The sequence below is a fragment of the Sphingomonas sp. PAMC 26621 genome (genome assembly GCF_000251145.1).
Taxonomy (GTDB): domain Bacteria; phylum Pseudomonadota; class Alphaproteobacteria; order Sphingomonadales; family Sphingomonadaceae; genus Sphingomonas.
The window spans coordinates 1-836 of sequence record NZ_AIDW01000001.1 but is presented as its reverse complement, the minus strand read 5'-3'; the positions used below and the strand labels follow the sequence as shown (position 1 = coordinate 836).

1 protein-coding gene is annotated in these 836 nt (G+C 62.6%); it reads right to left on the bottom strand.

Annotation, left to right across the window (positions count from 1 at the left end):
- Window positions 1-489, bottom strand: a 489-nt coding sequence (locus RI03_RS00005; RefSeq protein WP_026046318.1) for a glutathione S-transferase family protein, incomplete at its 3' end; no start/stop codon positions are given.
- Between the last annotated feature and the right edge of the window lie 347 nt (window positions 490-836).

Here is an 836-nt window from a genome sequence, read left to right as displayed (position 1 = left end):
GCCCGCGCTGAAATGCCCGTCGAGCCATTCGCCGTCGCCAAGAGAGGCAGCTAGCTGTCCCAGCCGCATCCGTGCTCGGTCCTCGACCAGCGGCAGCCGCTCGCCAGCCCACGGCTGGTCCTTCTCGAAGATCCTGGCGATCGTCAGGTCGAGGATTGGGGGCTCCATCGTGCTAAGCGCCGCGAACATCCAGGTAATTGCCCTTGCCTTGGCGTCCGCGTCCTTCGGCAGCAGGTTCTCGTGGCTCTGCGCGATGTGAAGGATGATCGCTCCCGTCTCAAACAGGGTAAGGTCGCCAATTTCTAAGGTCGGTATTTGGCCGAAGGGGCTGCGCGCCAAATGATCGGGTTGCTTCAGCGCCGCGAACGACACGAGCCGCACGTCGTATCGCTCCTCTACCTCCTCGAACGCCCAACGCACGCGCGTGTCGCGCGCTAGGCCTTTACCGCCGTCTGGAGACTTCTCGAGTGCCGTGATTGTCGGGGCCATTGCGCTGCTCCTTGCCAACATGACGATACACCGTAGCGAAAGCTTGTGAACGAATGTCTGCTGTTGAGAAGCGCCCCAGCATCTCCAAATGACCGCATTTGGGTCCTCGCGGACGCGATAGGCACGTTAGCGTTTGCGGCCGTATGCCGTATGCCCGCACCGAACGTGCAGCTGCGTACGGAGCTCAAATGAAGTCCACTGATCCAAAGAGGAGCGCGTCTCGGACCGCGTGGTGGAAGCCGGAACGGCTTACCTGGCTCTTGTGGGCCCTAGTTGCATGCAATGCCGTAATCCTCTGGCTCGCCCAGGACGGCCCGCACGGGGGCTTCAACGGCGACGCGGCAGGC